We start from the raw sequence: 18,652 nt of genomic DNA, 5'->3' as shown, positions 1-18,652 counted from the left end.
GTGGCCAAGGTCTTTGACGGGCTGAACGAGGTTCCCCTCATTTCAAGGGCGCAACTTCGTTCGGCCCGTCAGTTACTGTCCCGCAAGCACCGGGTGGCGCGTGGTGAGTTCCTGGTGGAGGGCGCCCAGGCCGTTCGGGAGGCACTGCGGGTACCACGGCGTGTGCTGGCGTTGCTTGTCGATGACCTGTCCGCTCATCGCGAGTTGGTGGCGATGGCCGATGCGGATCTACCGATCCTACGGATAACCCGCGACGACGCCCGCCACCTGACCGATACCGTCACCCCGCAGGGGATATTCGCGGTGGCACGGAACCCCTGCGTCCAGTTGCCCACGCTGGAGCAGGCGAGATTGGTGATGATCTGCGTGCAGGTCCGTGATCCAGGGAACGCGGGAACCGTCATCCGCTGTGCCGACGCCTTCGGTGCAGATGCGGTGCTGTTTACCGCCGGTTCGGTCGAGGTGACCAATCCGAAGACCATCCGTTCTTCGGTGGGGTCGGTCTTCCACCTGCCAATCGTGTCAGATGTCAGCATTGCCGAGGCAATGGACTGGGCTACAGGACGCGGCATGCAGTTGTTTGCAGCCGATACCAGGGGAGAAGACTTGGACTGGCTCGATCGTGCTGGGGTGCTTGGCGCGCCGACGGCCTGGGTCATGGGCAACGAGGCGTGGGGGCTGCCTGCGGAACTCCTGACCCGGGTGGAGCGGGTTGTGTCCATCCCTATGCCAGGCGAAGCCGAATCGCTCAATCTGTCTACTGCAGCCGCGGTCTGTCTGTATGCTTCGTCAACTGCTCAACGCGTCGTTAACTGAATCATTCCACGATAACCGCAGGCGTAAACCGGGCACATTACCCGGCGTAGGATTGCGGCTGATCGCCGTCGTGGGCGTCGTCCCGGAAAAGGGACGGTTGAGGAAACCCGCGAGGGAACGCTGACACACCGTTTCGAGGGGAGCCCATGGCCACCGCTGATCCGACACCACCCAATCCGCTGGATCCGGACGAGGTGATGTCCGCCGCCGATGCGGCTCTCGCCGCGATCGATGCCGCGGCCACCACCGAACAACTGCGTCAGGTGCGCAACGACTATACCGGTGACAGGTCACCGCTGGGTTTGGCTAATCGTGCGATCGGCTCCTTGGAACCCGGTCAGCGCAAGACCGCTGGACAAATCATCGGCCAGGCCAGGGGGCGGGTGAACTCCGCGATGGCTTTCCGACAGAAGGATCTTGAGGCTGCCGAACTGGAGGCCTCCTTGCTGGCCGAGCGCGTCGACGTGACCCTTCCGACCGACCTGCATCCGCGCGGAGCCCTGCACCCGGTGACCGCATTGCTGCGGCGCATGTCCGATGTCTTCGTTTCCATGGGCTGGGAGGTCGTCGAGGGTCCGGAGCTCGAGGCCGAGTGGCTGAACTTTGATGCCCTCAACATCAGCCCCGACCATCCCGCGCGCGGGCTCACCGACACTCTATTCGTTGATCCAATAACCGATCACAAGCTGCTACGCACCCAAACCTCGCCGGTGCAGATGCGCACGATGCTCTCACGGGAACTGCCGATCTACGTCGTCTCCCCCGGCAAGGTCTTTCGCGCCGACGAATACGACGCCACCCATCTGCCAATGTTCCATCAGATCGAAGGTCTCGCTATCGACCAGGGGATCACCATGGGGCACCTGAAGGGAACCCTTGACCATCTGGCCAAGGCTATTTTCGGTCAGGTGCGCACCCGGCTGCGTCCCCATTACTTCCCATTCACCGAGCCCAGTGCTGAGATGGATCTGGAATGTTTCGTCTGCCATGGCGAATCGGTGGGCAACCCAGAGTGCCCTTGCCGCACCTGCAAATCGGAGGGATGGATCGAGTGGGGAGGCTGTGGAGTCGTCAACCCCCGCGTGCTGGCCGTGGCCGGTATCGACACCGAGGTCTACTCGGGTTTTGCCTTCGGCATGGGTGTGGATCGCACCGTCATGTTCCGCAACAATGCCCCCGACCTCCGCGATTTCGTCGAAGGTGACGTCCGTTTCTCACGTTCCTTGCGAGGAGGTGCCCGATGAGGGTTCCCATGAGTTGGCTGCGCGAATTGGTCACGCTGCCCCCGTCGACAACCACCGCTCAAGTTGCAGAAACCCTGACCCGCGCTGGTCTCCAGGTCGAACGCATTGAGAACATCGGTGGGGAGGTATCCGGGCCGGTCGTCGTCGGCAAGGTGCTCGAATTCGCCGCCGAATCCCATAAGAACGGGAAGACGATCCGCTGGTGTCACGTCGATGTCGGGGAGCAGGATCCACGTGGGATTGTCTGCGGGGCGGACAATTTTGCCCCCGGCGACTATGTCGTGGTGGCACTCCCCGGCGCGGTGCTGCCCGGCGGCTTCGAGATCTCGGCTCGCAAGACCTACGGTCACGTTTCGGACGGCATGATCTGTGCCGTCGACGAATTGGGGATCGGCAAGGACCATTCCGGAATTCTCATCCTTCCGGAGACAATTGGCGGTGAGCCTCCCGCATTGGGCGCCGATGCGATGGATGTTCTGATGGTCCGGGACGAGGTGCTGGAGGTCGATGTTACCCCCGATATCGGGTATGCGCTTTCCATGCGCGGTGTGGCCCGGGAACTTGCCCAAGGGCTCGGTGTTGACTTCGTCGATCCTTATCTGCCGAACGCTCCCGCTTGGGGAGTGGAGGGGTACCCCGTGCGGATCGACTCGGACAAGTGTGTCAACTTCGTTGCGATCTCTCTCACCGGTCTTGATTCCAAGGCTTCTTCACCGCTGTGGATGAGTTCGCGGCTTTCCGCAGCGGGGATGCGTCCGATCAGTCTGGGAGTCGACATCACCAATTACGTCATGCTCGAATCTGGGCAGCCGTTGCATGCCTACGACGCGGGCAAATTGTCCGGGCCTATCGTGGTGCGCACTGCCGAACCTGGGGAAAAACTGGAGACCTTGGATGGTGTCACCAGGGACCTCGATCCCGAGGACCTGCTGATCACTGACGATTCCGGGCCGATCGGTCTTGCCGGGGTCATGGGTGGGGCCACCACCGAACTCTCTGACGGTACTACCGACATCGTGCTCGAAGCTGCCCATTTCGATCCGGTCACCATCGGTCGATCCTTCCGCAGGCATAAGCTGCTCTCAGAGGCCTCAATGCGTTTTGCGCGGGGCGTCGATCCGGCCGTTCCGCTGGCCGCGGCACGCATGGCGGCACGGCTGATGGACGAACTCGGGGGAGCGGAGATCCGCGAGGAAATCACGATGGTCGGTTCCATCCCCGCTATGCCCGGTTGCCGTATCCGAGCCGATCTGCCCGCTAGGATCCTGGGTGCCCCGATCTCGGAGGAACAGGTTATCGAGGTGTTCCGGGCCTCTGGGATCAAGGTGTCTGGTGACAAGGATGAGGTCACCGGCGAATGGCTTTCATTGAGGCCGCCAACTTGGCGCAGCGATCTTGTCGACCCCTATGACTATGTGGAGGAGGTCGGTCGCAAGATCGGGCTCGGCGTGGTCCGTCCCGAGCTACCTCGTCCTCTGATGGGGCGCGGGTACACCTTCGAGCAATCCTCCCGGGCAGCGGTACTTGACGCCGTCGCCGGTGCAGGGTTCGTCGAATTGATCACCCTGCCGTTCATCTCCGGCGAGGAACTGGACAAGCTGGGGTGCGAGGCTAACGATCCGCGCAGGGCCGTGGTGCGACTGGCCAATCCCTTGGCCGACACGCAGCCGTTCATGCGCACGACCCTGCTGCCTGGGCTTTTCGTGGCATTGGCCCGCAACACCTCGCGCTCCAACGATGATGTCTTCGTCTTCGAGTGCGGGTCGGTGTTCTTGGCCAATGACAAACCGGGTTCTCTGATGCCGGACGTCTCCCGACGTCCCAGACCCGACGAGATTGCGGCGGTCACCGGGAACCTGCCTGACCAGCCCCGGATGCTTGCCGGGGTGATGGCCGGGGAATGGCTCCCAGCGGGTTGGCAGGGTCCCGCCCAGCGGGCGGATTGGCGACATGCCGTTCACTTGGTTTTGGTCGCAGCGGACGCACTTGGTGTGGAACTCGGGCGTCGCAACGCACAGCGTGCCCCGTGGCATCCGGGGCGATGCGCCGAATTGTTCGTCACGACCAGAGAAGGCGATGTTGTCGTCGGTCATGCCGGGGAACTCCACCCCAAGGTCGCGAAGGCTTTTGGCTTGCCTGCACGCGCTTGTGCGACGGAGATAAACCTTGATGCCCTGATCGCCCTGGCTCCGCGTGGTGGTCAGGTCTCGTCCATTTCTCCATTCCCGATGACCAAGGAGGATGTCGCCGTGGTGGTCGATCAGGACGTCACCGCTAGCAGCGTGCAGCAGGCATTGGTGGATGGCGCTGGCGAACTCCTGGAATCGATCAGGCTCTTCGATGTCTATATCGGTGACCAGGTCGAGCAGGGTAGGAAATCGCTGGCTTTCGCTCTGGGATTCCGGGCACCGGATCGTACCCTTAAGGCTGCTGAGGCTTCAGCGGCCAGAGATGCCGCGGTGGCCATGGCTGCCGAGCGATGTGGAGCAGTGCTACGGGCCTAAGAGCTGCTTTGCAGCAAGCCTAGACCGGTCACTGTGATCGATTTCGGTCTTTGCGGACTACTGCGTCCGTCCGGGTCCACCTTTGGTCACCGAGACGTCACGATACTGGGGCGGATCCATTCGACGGTTACCAGCGATATGGTGTGCCCATGGCCGTGACCAAGGAGCGTATCGTCGCCAGTGCTCTTGAGATCCTGGATACGTGGGGTTTGGCGGATCTCTCGATGCGCAGGATTGCCGACGGTCTGGGGGTGCAGGCCGCTTCGATCTACTGGCACTATACGAACAAGCAAGCGCTGCTGGCCGCCGTGGCCGATGAGATCCTCGCCCCGGTCAGTCATGGTATCGCCGAGGATGTCCCGCTTCCCGACATGATGATGCAATGGGCGCGATCCCTGCGCGATGCGCTGCTGGCGCACCGCGATGCTGCCGAACTCGTTGCCTCGACCCTGTCCAGTGATCTGGGCAGCGTGCGCCCTGACCACATCATCGCCGAGCACTTGGATCCTGCCTGGCCCCGGAGTAAGAGCCGTGCGCTGGCTCGTGCTTGGACCCATTTCGTGTTGGGCCATGTCATGCAGGAGCAGACGCGAGCCACCATGATCAGCCTGGGGGTTGTCGTAGGTGACGGTGACGGACGTGACGATGCTGCCTTCGAAGCCGGAGTCGGCCTGCTGCGCGGCGGTATGGCTGGTCTCCCCAGTTGAACCTTATTGCATACTTATTTAAGTAAAGGCATAATTATGCCATGCTTTACTCGATGGCCATTGCTGGCGCGACCGGCTACGTCGGCGGGGAAATCCTGCGTCTGGCGAGCACCCACCCGCAACTGGAGATTGGTGCACTGTGTGCCCACTCGAATGCCGGGCACCGGCTGGGGGAGCATCTCCCATCCTTGCCTGACCTGGCCGATCGGGAGCTGGTGGAGACCACGATCGATAATCTTTCAGGTCACGATGTTGTCTTCTTGGCACTGCCACACGGCGCATCGGCTGCGGTGGTCGCGCAGCTGAGCCCAGATGTGCTGGTGATCGACTGTGGCCCCGATTTCCGGCTGACCGAAAAATCAGACTGGGACGCCTTCTATGGCACCGACTACCCCGGATGGTGGCCCTACGGGTTGCCTGAACTACCCGGTCAGCGGCATGTGCTGGCCGCCACCAAACGAGTTGCGGTCCCCGGGTGCTATCCGACGGCTATCACCCTCAGTCTACTGCCGGCCCTGGTTTCCGGACTGATAGACGGTCATGACGTGACCGTCGCAGCCGCGTCAGGGACTTCCGGAGCGGGGAAGGCTGCGAAAGTAAACCTGCTGGGATCCGAACTGTTCAACTCAATGAGCGCTTATGGTGTCGGCGGAGTGCACCGTCACGTTCCGGAGATACTGCAGAACATGCGGCACCTTGGTGCCGATGCTCCGACGGTGTCCTTCACCCCCATGTTGGCACCGATCTCGCGTGGGATCATCGCCGTAGTGACGGCGCCCTTGCAGGAGCACGACACGGACACTGTCCAACAAATTTATGCCGATGTCTATGCTGATGAACCTTTCTGCCATGTTCTCCCCGCGGGAGCATGGCCGGTATCCAAATCGGTGCTGGGCTCCAATGCCTTCCAGGTACAGGTCATTGCTGACAAGCAAGCTGGTCGCATGGTGGCGGTCGGGGTTATTGACAACCTCACCAAGGGAACCGCTGGTGGGGCGATTCAATCGATGAATATTGCACTCGGACTGCCGGAAACCACCGGCTTGAACAGAAGCGGAGTCACCCCGTGAGCGTTACCACCCCCTCGGGATTCCTCGCTGCTGGAGTCGCAGCAGGCATTAAGTCCAACGGTCGCAAGGATCTTGCTTTGGTCGTGAATCATGGCCCGAGTTCTGCGGCGGCTGCCGTGTTCACAACCAACAGGGTGTTCGCGGCCCCGGTCGCATGGTCACGGGACGCGGTCGCGGACGGCAATCTCCAGGCAGTGGTGCTCAACTCCGGTGGCGCCAATGCCTGTACCGGGCGTCCGGGTTACGAAGATGCCTATGCCACCGCCCTTGAGGCAGCTCAGCTGATCGATTGTGAATCGGCTGATGTTGCGGTCTGTTCCACTGGCCTCATCGGGGTCAGACTACCCCTGGATGCCCTACTCGCCGGGGTGCGTAGCGCCCACCAACAATTGAGCATCCAGGGGGGAGCAGCCGCGGCGGAGGCCATCATGACCACCGACACCCATCCAAAGCAGGCAAAGTATCTGGGCCAGGGCTGGTCGATCGGTGGCATGGCCAAGGGAGCTGGGATGCTGGCTCCGGGCCTGGCGACGATGCTGGTTGTGCTCACCACCGATGCCGTGATCAGCCACCAGGTTCTTCGGACAGCTCTCGGGAGAGCAGCCGCACAGTCTTTCGACCGCATTGACTCCGACGGATGCATGTCCACCAATGACACGGTCATCGCCATGAGCAGTGGTGCTTCCGAGATGAGAGTTGATTCCGAGCAGTTCACCCAAGCTCTCACCAAGGTGTGCTGCGCTTTGGCCCGGCAGCTCATTGCCGATGCCGAGGGCGCGAGCCATGACATTGCCATCCGAGTGGTCGGTGCAGCGAGCGAAGCCGATGCTTTGGAGGTTGCCCGGGAGATCGGCCGCTCCAATCTGGTCAAATGCGCGATCTTCGGCAACGACCCGAACTGGGGCCGTGTGCTGAGTGCCATCGGAGTGACCAAGGCTGCGTTCCGGGTTGACGAACTGGATGTGTCTATCAACGGGATCCAAGTGTGCCGGGCCTCAGGGGTGGGGGAGGACCGCTCACTTGTCGATCTCACACCCCGGGAGTGCGAAATTCTCGTGGATCTGCATGCCGGGCAGCGCGAGGCAACGATCTGGACCAACGACCTGACGTACGGATACGTCAAGGAGAATGCGGAGTACTCGTCTTGATGGTAATCACACACAGCCAAGATGCTGAACCACTGATCGAGAAGGCAAGCGTGCTGATTGAGGCTCTGCCCTGGTTGATGGAGTATGCGGGAAAGACCATCGTCATCAAGTATGGCGGCAATGCGATGGTTGACGAACACCTGAAGAAAGCCTTCGCTCAGGACATCGTCTTCCTTCGTCGTTGCGGGGTTCGTGCCGTGGTCGTCCATGGAGGAGGCCCGCAGATCAGCTCCATGCTGGAACGCCTTGAGGTGAAGTCCGAGTTCCGTGGCGGGCTTCGCGTTACCTCGAAGGATGCGATGGACGTGGTCCGCATGGTGTTGGTGGGCCAGGTGGGCCGGGAACTGGTTAATCTGATTAACCGTCATGCTCCCTTCGCGGTCGGCATGTCGGGGGAGGACGGAGGATTACTCATTGCGGAGCCGAAGACGATTGACCTGGATGGCGAAGCGATCGATCTGGGCCAAGTAGGTGATGTCGCTTCAGTAAATCCCGAAGCGGTGCTGGACATTATTGATGCTGGCCGGGTACCGGTGGTTGCATCGGTCGCACCAGGACCCGATGGGTTGGTATATAACGTCAACGCCGACACCGCTGCTGCGGCACTTTCGGTGGCCCTTGGAGCCGAAAGATTGGTCATGCTTACTGATGTCCCCGGACTGTACGCCGACTGGCCGAACTCGACCAATGTCATCACGCAGATCGCTGTTGCCGAATTGCGCGAGATGATGCCCACCCTGGTGTCGGGAATGCGTCCCAAGATGGAGGCCTGCCTCCATGCGGTCACCCAAGGAGTCTCCAGGGCAACGATCATTGATGGGCGGATCACGCACTGCCTGCTTTTGGAGATCTTCACCGATGAGGGCATCGGCACCATGGTCCACGATCCGCAGGAGGATTGAACCATGTCACAGTCACAATGGCTGGAACGTTACCAGTCTGCGTTGATGCGCAACTTCGGTGTTCCCAAGCGAGTCTTCGTCAAGGGGGAAGGAATCCACCTGTGGGATGCTGATGGCAAACGGTTCACCGACATGTTCTCGGGAATCGCTGTGGGCGGACTTGGTCACGGCCATCCGGCTGTCACTGAGGCGGTGGCCTCCCAGATGCGCACTCTGGGGCATATTTCCAACCTGTATGCTTCCCCACCCCAGATCGCACTCGCCGAGCGGCTGGTGTCGTTGACCGGTGAACCATCCCGGGTCTATTTCGCGAATTCTGGCACGGAGGCGAACGAGGCGGCCCTCAAAGTGACCAGGCTGACCGGGCGCACGAAAATCGTCGCCATGACCGGTTCCTTCCATGGACGCACGATGGGGGCTCTGGCGCTGACCTCGACCGCCAAGTACCGCACCCCCTTTGAGCCGTTGCCCGGTGAGGTGGTCTTCAGCCCGTTCAACGATGTGGATGCGTTAGCCTCGGTGGTCGATGACACGACGGCGGCCGTGATTTTGGAGACCATCCAGGGTGAATCTGGTGTGATACCGGCCAATTCTGAGTTTTTGACTGCTGCCCGGGAGATCACCAGGGTGCATGGAGCACTGCTGTGGGTGGATGAGGTACAGACCGGGATCGGTCGCTGCGGTGAATGGCTCACCAGCGTTGCGGATGGAGTGGAAGCTGATCTGATCACCGTCGCCAAGGGGCTGGGCAACGGCATCCCGATGGGTGCCTGCCTAGCGACGGGCCCGGCAGGTGAACTGTTCACCCCGGGCAGCCATGGATCCACCTTCGCAGGCAACCCGATCGCCGCGGCAGCCGGACTGGCCGTGCTCGACACGATTGCTACCGAGGGGTTACTAGACAACGCTCATGCGATGGGTCGGCTTATCAAAGAATCCTTGCTTGGGCTGGGCAACCCTGGGATCCGGGAGGTGCGGGGGCGAGGGTTGCTGTTGGGAGTGGGACTGAGCGACCAGACTGGATCACGGATCGTTGATGCGATGCTTGATGCGGGCTGGATCATCCAGGCCCCCCGCCCCGACGTGCTGCGACTTGCACCGCCTCTCATTGTGGATGCCAAGACGGTTGCGGAATTCGTCGAGGTCCTCGATGACATGGTGAGAAGGGTGAGGAACAATGACCGATGATGCTGCTCGCAGTGCCTCGCGCGTGGCCCGCAGGGGACGGATTATCGAATTGATCACGGAACATCAGATTGGTTCCCAAGCAGAACTTGCTGAATTTCTGGCTGCCGAGGGACTGGCGGTTTCCCAGGGAACTCTGTCGAAGGATTTGATGGAACTTGGTGCGGTCCGGGTGCGGTCCGCATCTGGGGCACTGGTCTACGCCCCCGCGGGGGTGGAGATGGCCTCGGAGCATGCGGTTCATGAGGCTCGACTTGCCCGGGTGTGTACGGAGCTGCTGGTGTCGGCCATCGCCTCAGGCAATCTCGTCGTGCTCAAGACTCCGCCAGGGGCGGCCCAATACTTCGCCTCGGTGATTGACCGGGTGTCCAACCCGATGATCCTGGGAACCATAGCTGGTGATGACTCGATTGTGGTGATCTCCAGGGATCCCGGTGGCGGACAGGAACTCGCAGGAATGTTTAATGCTTTGGCCAACGGCGAGACGCACTGAATTATCGGGTCCACTCATTGGCCATCCCGGCGGTCGGCCGTTAGTGGACTCATCTCGCTGTGATCACATCGGGCCGGAATACCCACACATCGGACAAGCGGCGGCATGGATGCTGCCACGGAATGGGAGAATGACTTCATGACTGAATCCACGTCCCAGCATGCTGACGGTCTCTTGTGGGGAGGCCGGTTCACCGGTACTCCGGCCGAGGCCATGTTCGCGCTGTCGGTGTCTACCCACTTCGACTGGCGATTGGCACTTGATGATCTGGACGGCTCGATTGCTCACGCCAAGGCACTGCGAGATGCGGGCTTACTGAGCCCCGAGGACCACAAGACGATGGCCGAGGCGCTTTTGGGACTGCGTGCCGATGTGGCTCGTGGCGCGGTAGGACCCGCGCCGACCGATGAGGACGTGCATGGTGCACTCGAACGCCTGCTCATTGAGCGGGTCGGTCAACAGCTGGGAGGAAGGTTGCGGGCCGGCCGCTCCCGCAACGACCAGATAGCAACCCTGATCCGCCGCTGGCTGCGTCGGGAGATCCGGCTGCTTGCCGCCGACATCGCCGAGGTCGTACAGGCGCTGAGCGACCAGGCCCACAGGAATCTCGGGACCATCATGCCGGGACGTACCCATCTGCAGACCGCCCAACCGGTGCTGCTTTCCCACCAACTGCTTGCTCACGCGTGGCCTCTGCTGCGCGATATCGATCGTCTGGTGGATCTCGATGATCGCGCCGCGGTGAGCCCCTACGGATCGGCAGCCCTGGCCGGTACTTCGCTGGGCCTTGATCCGCAGGCCGTGGCCCACGATCTGGGATTCACGTCCTCGGTGCCGAACTCGATCGACGGCACCGCGGCCCGTGACCTCCTTGCTGAGGCCAGTTATGTGATGGCCCAGGTAGCCGTCGATGTGTCCCGGCTGTCTGAGGACATGATCTTGTGGGTTACTCCCGAGTTCGGTTTTGCCAAGCTGGATGACGCATGGTCCACGGGATCCTCGATCATGCCACAGAAGAAAAACCCCGACGTGGCTGAACTTGCTCGTGGCAAGGCGGGACGGTTGATCGGTAATCTAAGTGGCTTGTTGTCCACTTTGAAGGGCATGCCATTGGCATACAACCGAGATCTTCAAGAGGACAAGGAGCCCCTGTTTGACTCGGTGGACCAACTGCATCTCTATCTGCCAGCAGTGGCCGGAATGATCGCGACGCTGCAGTTCGATGCCGAGCGCATGGCCGCGGCTGCGCCGCGAGGTTTCTCCTTAGCTACTGACATGGCCGACTGGTTGGTGTGCCAGGGTGTTCCTTTTGCGCGGGCCCATGACATCGCAGGCATGGCCGTACAGTTCTGTGAGGAGCGAGACATCGAATTGGACCAGATCCCAGCCGATGACCTGGGCGCCATCGCTGGGGAATTGACCCCTGAGGTGCTGGACGTGCTCACCATTGAAGGCTCGGTCTCCTCCCGTAACGGGCGAGGAGGTACTGCTCCTGAGCGCGTCGCCGAACAGCTTGACGAGCTCGACGGGGCGCTGCAGGGTTTCCTCAGCTGGTCCCGGAAAGGCGTATGAATCTCATCATTGGGCCTGAGAGCTGGTGGTTCGGGACTGCTCCGGCCGTCCTACGCTGGGCGACGGTATAGCTGTATTCCGGTCAGGAAGACTGCTGCTGGTAGCGCCAGTTCCGATACCGGCAGCTTCGCCCATTGCTAGGCTGCGGACCGTGAACGCACTGCTCGACGAACTGTCCTGGCGAGGTTTCATCGCTCAGTCCACCGATCTTGATGCCCTCGGCGCCCATCTGGACGCTGGGCCGGTGACCTTCTACGTCGGTTTCGACCCCACGGCAGCAAGCCTGCACATTGGTCATCTCGTCCAATTGCTGTTGGCCCGGCGTATCCAGGAGGCCGGGCACCGGCCGATCCTGCTTGTTGGCGGTGGGACCGGCCTCATCGGGGATCCGAAGATGACTGGCGAGCGGGTGATGAACGATGCCGAGGTCGTCCGGGGCTGGGTTGAAGGGTTGCGCGAGCAGGTCTCCAAGTACGTTTCCTTCGAGGGCGACAATGCCGCGATCCTGGTCAACAACTACGACTGGATCTCCCGGATGAATGTCTTGGATTTTCTGCGCGAGGTCGGGAAGCACTTCTCGGTGAATCGGATGCTGGCTCGCGATGTCGTAGCTCGACGACTCGAAGCGGGAATTTCTTACACCGAGTTCTCCTACGTTCTGCTTCAGTCAATGGACTTCCGGGAACTTCACCGGCGCTACGGAGCCACCCTGCAGACCGGGGCGCAGGACCAGTGGGGCAACGTCACTGCTGGTGCGGACTACATCAGACGCACCGAGGGGACAACGGTCCATGGCTTGGTCACCCCGTTGCTGACTAAGTCCGACGGCACGAAATTTGGCAAGACCGAGTCCGGGGCTGTGTGGATCGATCCGCAGCTCACCTCACCGTTTGCCTTTCATCAGTTCTGGCTGAATGCCGAAGACAGCAAGGTTATCGACTACCTGAAGATTTTCTCCTGGCGATCTCGTAAAGAGATTGAGGAACTGGAGCGACAGACCGTGGAGGAACCTTTCAAGCGAGCAGCCCAAAGGGCCCTTGCCGACGACGTCACCGACCTCGTCCACGGGATCGCGGAGCGCCAATCCGCTGAGGCTGCAGCTGCCGCAATCTTCGGACGTGGGGATCTCAGCGAGTTGCCCGGTGTCACATTGGCTGCGGTGATGGACGAGCTTGGTGCGGCTTTGCTACCTCGGAGAGAGGGAGAACTACCCCTGGTCACTGATGCGCTGGCAGCAAGTGGCGTAGTCTCCTCGAAATCGGCGGCTCGCCGGGCGATCCAAGAGGGCGGTGCCTATCTGAATAACCAAAAGGCTACTGACGCCGAGGCCCGTGTCCAGGAGACGGATCTGCTGGCTGGACGGTACTTGGTGCTGCGGCGGGGCAAAAAGACCGTCGGCGGTGTGATCGTGGATTGACCAGCGACAACAACAGGTTGCCGAGCCCCGATTTGGTGACCCGTTGCTCGTCTGTGTAACGTTGGCCAGGCCTTCGAGGGCTGAACGGGAATCCGGATCTTGGCGGTACTGATTGATTTCAGGCTGCTGACAAGGGGTTCCGCGGTTTTCTGAGGTGTGATCAGAAGTGATCGGTTCCAACTACTTCCGCTCCGCCTGTGCGGGTTCGGCGGGAGGATGAGGAACAAAACGTTGATTTGCCAAGCGGGCCTAAGTCTGCTAGAGTAGATCGGCAAGCTTGATCAGCTACGAGGGTTCCGATTCTTTGAACTTGACACAAGGGTTGGAAGCCGAGTAATGTTGGTTTGGTCGCTGGTTCTGGGGTCTTTTGTGGTTCTGGGGTTGGTGGGTGTGAATTTTGAGAACTCAACAGTGTGCTTTACAGTCATTTTTTTGGCCTTGTCGGAGGAAGGTTTTTCTTCTTTCGTTTGGGTTTCTTTGAGTGATTGATTGTCCAGTTTTCGGATTGGATTGGTCAGTGATTCGGTTCTCTGTTTTTTCGATGGAGAGTTTGATCCTGGCTCAGGACGAACGCTGGCGGCGTGCTTAACACATGCAAGTCGAACGGTAAGGCCCTTTCGGGGGTACACGAGTGGCGAACGGGTGAGTAACGCGTGAGTAACCTGCCCCTGACTTTGGGATAACGGATGGAAACGTTTGCTAATACCGGATATTCAGCTCTTGAGGCATCTTTTGGGTTGGAAAGTTTTTTCGGTTGGGGATGGGCTCGCGTCCTATCAGCTTGTTGGTGGGGTAGTGGCCTACCAAGGCGTCGACGGGTAGCCGGCCTGAGAGGGCGACCGGCCACATTGGGACTGAGATACGGCCCAGACTCCTGCGGGAGGCAGCAGTGGGGAATATTGCACAATGGACGGAAGTCTGATGCAGCAACGCCGCGTGCGGGATGACGGCCTTCGGGTTGTAAACCGCTTTCAGCCATGACGAAGCGTGAGTGACGGTAGTGGTAGAAGAAGCACCGGCTAACTACGTGCCAGCAGCCGCGGTGATACGTAGGGTGCGAGCGTTGTCCGGATTTATTGGGCGTAAAGAGCTTGTAGGCGGTTGATTGCGTCGAAAGTGCAAACTCAGGGCTTAACTCTGAGCCTGCTTTCGATACGGGTTGACTTGAGGGATGTAGGGGAGAATGGAATTCCCGGTGGAGCGGTGGAATGCGCAGATATCGGGAGGAACACCAGTGGCGAAGGCGGTTCTCTGGACATTTCCTGACGCTGAGAAGCGAAAGCGTGGGGAGCAAACAGGCTTAGATACCCTGGTAGTCCACGCTGTAAACGGTGGGTACTAGGTGTGGGTCACATTCCACGTGGTCTGTGCCGTAGCTAACGCATTAAGTACCCCGCCTGGGGAGTACGGCCGCAAGGCTAAAACTCAAAGGAATTGACGGGGCCCCGCACAAGCGGCGGAGCATGCGGATTAATTCGATGCAACGCGAAGAACCTTACCTGGGTTTGACATATGCCGGAAGCATGCAGAGATGTGTGTGCCTTTTTGGTCGGTTTACAGGTGGTGCATGGCTGTCGTCAGCTCGTGTCGTGAGATGTTGGGTTAAGTCCCGCAACGAGCGCAACCCTCGTCCAATGTTGCCAGCGCGTTATGGTGGGGACTCATTGGAGACCGCCGGGGTCAACTCGGAGGAAGGTGGGGATGACGTCAAGTCATCATGCCCCTTATGTCCAGGGCTTCACGCATGCTACAATGGCCGGTACAAAGAGTTGCGAGCCTGTGAGGGTGAGCGAATCTCATAAAGCCGGTCTCAGTTCGGATTGGGGTCTGCAACTCGACCCCATGAAGTCGGAGTCGCTAGTAATCGCAGATCAGCAACGCTGCGGTGAATACGTTCCCGGGGCTTGTACACACCGCCCGTCAAGTCATGAAAGTCGGTAACACCCGAAGCCGGTGGCCTAACCTTTGTGGGGGGAGCCGTCGAAGGTGGGACTGGTAATTAGGACTAAGTCGTAACAAGGTAGCCGTACCGGAAGGTGCGGCTGGATCACCTCCTTTCTAAGGACCATTGACTGCTGCGTGTTGTGGTGGTTTTGTGGTGTTTGTTTTGTGGAAGGCTGTGGGGCGCACTGTTGGGTTTTGAGGGTTCAGGCCGTGTGGTTTGGGTTCTTGTGGCCTTGATTTTCTGGGATGGTTGTGTCCTGGGGGGTTTTGGTTGTGGGTATGTTGAGAATTGTACAGTGGACGCGAGCATCTTTGTAGGCGACAAGCTACTAAGTGCGATCGGTGGATGCCTTGGCACCAAGAGCCGATGAAGGACGTTGTAACCTGCGATAAGCCCTGGGGAGTTGGTAAACGAGCTGTGATCCGGGGATGTCCGAATAGGGAAACCTTGAAGTTACCGGAGTTATGTCCGGCGACCTCTACCTGAATGTATAGGGTAGTTGGAGGGAACGTGGGGAAGTGAAACATCTCAGTACCCATAGGAAGAGAAAACAATAGTGATTCCGTGAGTAGTGGCGAGCGAAAGCGGATGAGGCCAAACCGTGTGTGTGTGATAACTGGCAGGTGTTGCATGTGCGGGGTTGTGGGAGCATCGTGGTCGGGCTGTTGACTGGCCGGCGAGTGGAAATGTGTGGTGAAGTTGAAGTATCTGGGAAGGTACGGCGTAGAGGGTGAGACCCCTGTAGACGTAAGCTGCGCACTCGTTGTGTGTTTTCCCAAGTAATGCGGAACTCCTGGAATTTCGCATGAATCTGGCGGGACCACCCGCTAAGCCTAAATACTACTTGGTGACCGATAGCGGATAAGTACCGTGAGGGAATGGTGAAAAGTACCCCGGGAGGGGAGTGAAATAGTACCTGAAACCGGTCGCATACAATCCGTCGGAGCCTTTTTGTGGGGTGACGGCGTGCCTTTTGAAGAATGAGCCTGCGAGTTAGTGGTGTGTGGCGAGGTTAACCCGTGTGGGGTAGCCGTAGCGAAAGCGAGTCCGAAGAGGGCGGTTGAGTCGCATGCTCTAGACCCGAAGCGGTGTGATCTATCCATGGCCAGGGTGAAGCGACGGTAAGACGTCGTGGAGGCCCGAACCGACCAGGGTTGAAAACCTGGCGGATGAGTTGTGGATAGGGGTGAAAGGCCAATCAAACACCGTGATAGCTGGTTCTCCCCGAAATGCATTTAGGTGCAGCGTTGCGTGTTTCTTGCCGGAGGTAGAGCACTGGATGGTCTAGGGGGCCTACAAGCTTACCGAAATCAGCCAAACTCCGAATGCCGGTAAGTGAGAGCGTGGCAGTGAGACTGCGGGCGATAAGGTTCGTAGTCGAGAGGGAAACAGCCCAGATCATCAGCTAAGGCCCCTAAGTGGTGACTAAGTGGAAAAGGATGTGGAGTTGCGGTGACAACCAGGAGGTTGGCTTGGAAGCAGCCATCCTTGAAAGAGTGCGTAATAGCTCACTGGTCAAGTGATTCTGCGCCGACAATTTAGCGGGGCTTAAGTTATCCGCCGAAGCTGTGGCATTCAATGTTTTGTTGGATGGGTAGGGGAGCGTCGAGTGTGTGGTGAAGCAGCTGGGTGACTGGTTGTGGAGTGCATTCGAGTGAGAATGCAGGCATGAGTAGCGAATGATGGGTGAGAAACCCGTCCGCCGAATATCCAAGGGTTCCAGGGTCAAGTTAATCTGCCCTGGGTAAGTCGGGACCTAAGGCGAGGCCGACAGGCGTAGTCGATGGACAACGGGTTGATATTCCCGTACCGGCGAAACGACGTCCGTGTTGAATCAGATGATGCTAAGCATGTGAGTTGGTTTCCTTTCCTTTCGGGGTTTGGTTTCTGGTGAGTGTGTGAACCGATTTTGTAGTAGGCAAGCTGCGGAGGGACGCATGAAGGTAGCTGTACCCGGTGATGGTTTCCGGGGGTAAGCGTGTGGCGTGTTGGGTAGGTAAATCCGCCTGGCGTGTGCGTGAAGCGTGATGCATAGACATGTTGTGTTGAATTCAGTGATCCTATGGTGCCAAGAAAAGCTTCGTGAGCGAGTTGTGAGCCGCCCGTACCCTAAACCGACACAGGTGGATGAGTAGAGAATACTGAGGCGATCGAGAGAATCGTGGTGAAGGAACTCGGCAAAATACCCCCGTAACTTCGGGATAAGGGGGACCTGAGGGGTGAAGAGCCTTGAGGGTCGCAGAGACCACGCCCAAGCGACTGTTTACCAAAAACACAGGTCCGTGCGAAGTTGTAAGACGATGTATACGGACTGACTCCTGCCCGGTGCTGGAAGGTTAAGGGGAACTGTTAGCTTTTGCGAAGCAGTGAACTTAAGCCCCAGTAAACGGCGGTGGTAACTATAACCATCCTAAGGTAGCGAAATTCCTTGTCGGGTAAGTTCCGACCTGCACGAATGGAGTAACGATTTGGGCACTGTCTCCACCACGGACTCGGTGAAATTGCATTACGAGTAAAGATGCTCGTTACGCGCAGTAGGACGGAAAGACCCCGGGACCTTTACTATAGTTTGGTATTGGTGATCGGGACGATTTGTGTAGGATAGGTGGGAGACTGTGAAGCAGTCACGCTAGTGGTTGTGGAGTCGTCGTTGAAATACCACTCTGGTCGTTCTGGTTATCTAACTTGGGTCCATTATCTGGATCAGGGACAGTGCCTGATGGGTAGTTTGACTGGGGCGGTCGCCTCCTAAAAGGTAACGGAGGCGCCCAAAGGTTCCCTCAGCCTGGTTGGTAATCAGGTGTTGAGTGTAAATGCACAAGGGAGCTTGACTGTGAGACAGACATGTCGAGCAGGGACGAAAGTCGGGATTAGTGATCTTCTGGTGGCGTGTGGAAGCGCCAGAACTCAACGGATAAAAGGTACCCCGGGGATAACAGGCTGATCTTGCCCGAGCGCTCATAGCGACGGCATGGTTTGGCACCTCGATGTCGGCTCGTCGCATCCTGGGGCTGGAGTCGGTCCCAAGGGTTGGGCTGTTCGCCCATTAAAGCGGCACGCGAGCTGGGTTCAGAACGTCGTGAGACAGTTCGGTCCCTATCCACTGCGCGCGTAGGAATCTTGAGAAGGGCTGTCCTTAGTACGAGAGGACCGGGACGGACTAACCTCTGGTGTGCCAGTTGTTCTGCCAAGAGCACGGCTGGTTGGCTACGTTGGGAAGTGATAACCGCTGAAAGCATCTAAGTGGGAAGCACGCTTCAAGATGAGGGTTCCCTCACGTTGTGTGGTAAGGCCCCCGGTAGACCACCGGGTTGATAGGTCGGATGTGGAAGTGCAGTAATGTATGGAGCTGACCGATACTAATAGGCCGAGGGCTTGTCCTACAAAGATGTTACGCGTTCACTGTATGATTTTGAGGGTATCTGTGGTGATATTCTGAAGAGTGTTTCGGTGGCCATAGCGAGAGGGAAACACCCAGTTCCATTCCGAACCTGGTAGTTAAGCCTTTCAGCGCCGATTGTACTGCAGGGGGGACTCTGTGGGAGACTAGGACGCTGCCGGACTTTTAAGCAGTGTTCCTCTACACACGTGTGTAGAGGAACACTGCTTATTTTCTTTTGTGTATATCACCACACCCCAACCCAACACC

At 59.1% G+C, this 18,652-nt stretch carries 11 protein-coding genes and 3 rRNA genes; all 14 read left to right on the top strand.

The features are described 5' to 3' along the window. Positions 1-816 carry a TrmH family RNA methyltransferase gene (locus HMPREF1531_RS11340; protein ID WP_016670095.1) on the top strand — a complete coding sequence of 272 codons (816 nt, stop codon included), beginning with the start codon at positions 1-3 and terminating at the stop codon, positions 814-816. Between the two features lie 146 nt (positions 817-962). Beyond that, positions 963-2,060 carry a phenylalanine--tRNA ligase subunit alpha gene (gene pheS / locus HMPREF1531_RS11335; RefSeq protein ID WP_016670094.1) on the top strand — a complete coding sequence of 366 codons (1,098 nt, stop codon included), beginning with the start codon at positions 963-965 and terminating at the stop codon, positions 2,058-2,060. Then, positions 2,057-4,564, top strand: coding sequence for a phenylalanine--tRNA ligase subunit beta (gene pheT / locus HMPREF1531_RS11330; RefSeq protein ID WP_016670093.1), 2,508 nt, complete (start codon positions 2,057-2,059; stop codon positions 4,562-4,564). The genes pheS and pheT overlap by 4 nt, the downstream gene beginning before the upstream one ends. Positions 4,565-4,713: 149 nt before the next feature. Beyond that, positions 4,714-5,271 (top strand): TetR family transcriptional regulator, encoded by a 558-nt coding sequence (locus HMPREF1531_RS11325; protein WP_016670092.1) that lies wholly within the window; start codon positions 4,714-4,716, stop codon positions 5,269-5,271. Between the two features lie 41 nt (positions 5,272-5,312). Further along, on the top strand, positions 5,313-6,341 hold the full coding sequence (argC, locus tag HMPREF1531_RS11320) for an N-acetyl-gamma-glutamyl-phosphate reductase (RefSeq protein WP_016670091.1): 1,029 nt from the start codon (positions 5,313-5,315) through the stop codon (positions 6,339-6,341). Next, on the top strand, positions 6,338-7,489 hold the full coding sequence (gene argJ / locus HMPREF1531_RS11315; RefSeq protein WP_016670090.1) for a bifunctional glutamate N-acetyltransferase/amino-acid acetyltransferase ArgJ: 1,152 nt from the start codon (positions 6,338-6,340) through the stop codon (positions 7,487-7,489). The genes argC and argJ overlap by 4 nt, the downstream gene beginning before the upstream one ends. Further along, positions 7,489-8,391, top strand: coding sequence for an acetylglutamate kinase (argB, locus tag HMPREF1531_RS11310; protein WP_016670089.1), 903 nt, complete (start codon positions 7,489-7,491; stop codon positions 8,389-8,391). Before argJ ends, argB begins: the two co-directional genes overlap by 1 nt. A gap of 3 nt (positions 8,392-8,394) precedes the next feature. Continuing rightward, a complete protein-coding gene (locus HMPREF1531_RS11305) occupies positions 8,395-9,579 on the top strand; it encodes an acetylornithine transaminase (RefSeq protein WP_016670088.1) in 1,185 nt (394 codons plus the stop codon). Beyond that, positions 9,569-10,069 carry an arginine repressor gene (locus HMPREF1531_RS11300; protein ID WP_016670087.1) on the top strand — a complete coding sequence of 167 codons (501 nt, stop codon included), beginning with the start codon at positions 9,569-9,571 and terminating at the stop codon, positions 10,067-10,069. Before HMPREF1531_RS11305 ends, HMPREF1531_RS11300 begins: the two co-directional genes overlap by 11 nt. 138 nt (positions 10,070-10,207) lie before the next feature. Further along, positions 10,208-11,641, top strand: coding sequence for an argininosuccinate lyase (gene argH / locus HMPREF1531_RS11295; protein WP_036899509.1), 1,434 nt, complete (start codon positions 10,208-10,210; stop codon positions 11,639-11,641). A gap of 151 nt (positions 11,642-11,792) precedes the next feature. Further along, positions 11,793-13,058, top strand: coding sequence for a tyrosine--tRNA ligase (gene tyrS / locus HMPREF1531_RS11290; RefSeq protein ID WP_016670085.1), 1,266 nt, complete (start codon positions 11,793-11,795; stop codon positions 13,056-13,058). 538 nt (positions 13,059-13,596) lie between these two features. Then, positions 13,597-15,116, top strand: a 16S ribosomal RNA gene (locus tag HMPREF1531_RS11285). Between the two features lie 205 nt (positions 15,117-15,321). Then, positions 15,322-18,386 (top strand): 23S ribosomal RNA (locus HMPREF1531_RS11280). 63 nt (positions 18,387-18,449) lie between these two features. Further along, a 5S ribosomal RNA gene (gene rrf / locus HMPREF1531_RS11275) occupies positions 18,450-18,566 on the top strand. Together the 16S, 23S and 5S rRNA genes form the textbook arrangement of a ribosomal RNA operon. The last annotated feature ends 86 nt before the right edge of the window (positions 18,567-18,652 follow it).

The organism is Propionibacterium sp. oral taxon 192 str. F0372, from assembly GCF_000413315.1.
Taxonomy (GTDB): domain Bacteria; phylum Actinomycetota; class Actinomycetes; order Propionibacteriales; family Propionibacteriaceae; genus Brooklawnia.
The sequence above is the reverse complement of the archived record's forward strand: the minus strand, read 5'-3'. Positions and strand labels throughout refer to the sequence as shown.

Bases quoted from the DNA above. Each gene is read 5' to 3' on its own strand.
- pheS (WP_016670094.1), top strand. From the start codon at position 963: ATGGCCACCGCTGATCCGACACCACCCAATCCGCTGGATCCGGACGAG.
- pheT (WP_016670093.1), top strand. From the start codon at position 2,057: ATGAGGGTTCCCATGAGTTGGCTGCGCGAATTGGTCACGCTGCCCCCG.
- HMPREF1531_RS11325 (WP_016670092.1), top strand. From the start codon at position 4,714: ATGGCCGTGACCAAGGAGCGTATCGTCGCCAGTGCTCTTGAGATCCTG.
- argC (WP_016670091.1), top strand. From the start codon at position 5,313: ATGCTTTACTCGATGGCCATTGCTGGCGCGACCGGCTACGTCGGCGGG.
- argB (WP_016670089.1), top strand. From the start codon at position 7,489: ATGGTAATCACACACAGCCAAGATGCTGAACCACTGATCGAGAAGGCA.
- HMPREF1531_RS11305 (WP_016670088.1), top strand. From the start codon at position 8,395: ATGTCACAGTCACAATGGCTGGAACGTTACCAGTCTGCGTTGATGCGC.
- HMPREF1531_RS11300 (WP_016670087.1), top strand. From the start codon at position 9,569: ATGACCGATGATGCTGCTCGCAGTGCCTCGCGCGTGGCCCGCAGGGGA.
- argH (WP_036899509.1), top strand. From the start codon at position 10,208: ATGACTGAATCCACGTCCCAGCATGCTGACGGTCTCTTGTGGGGAGGC.